At 33.5% G+C, this 478-nt stretch carries 1 protein-coding gene; it reads left to right on the forward strand.

Annotated elements, in window-relative coordinates:
- On the forward strand, window positions 1-478 hold a 478-nt coding region (locus tag LS67_RS09490; RefSeq protein ID WP_161594500.1), incomplete at both ends, for a TrbG/VirB9 family P-type conjugative transfer protein.

A 478-nucleotide genomic window follows, 5' to 3' on the forward strand; every position in this document is an offset into this window, starting at 1 on the left:
AGAACAAGAAATATTGCTTAGAAAACAAGCGGTAAGAAGCCAAAATCTCAATGCAATTCAAGGACAATTCTTTGCCAAGAATTACAAAGGCACAGAAAACACCATAACAATAGATTACGAAAATAATAATACCTATAAAATACGCACAAGAATCGCGATGACAAGCACAATGATTTTTCCACAAAAGATAAAAAATTTTATTTTGGGAGACAATGTAGGCTTTGAAGTGCTAGAAGTGCCTAATTCTCAAAACACCATAGCAATACGACCTAAACTCATAGGTGTAGATACAAGCTTGGCAGTTTTTACAGAAGATGGGAAGCTTTATTCTTTCTATATTTTCTCTACTGATTTTAAATCGTGGAAGAATCCTCATCTCGTTGTGTTTGTAAAAGATAAACGCACCACCATAGAGAAGAGCAAAGACCCATTTTTTGATGAGTATTTTTATGTAGAAGAAGGTATTAATAAGCTAAGA

It is taken from the genome of Helicobacter sp. MIT 03-1616 (genome assembly GCF_000765685.2).
GTDB classification, from domain to species: Bacteria; Campylobacterota; Campylobacteria; order Campylobacterales; family Helicobacteraceae; genus Helicobacter_C; species Helicobacter_C typhlonius.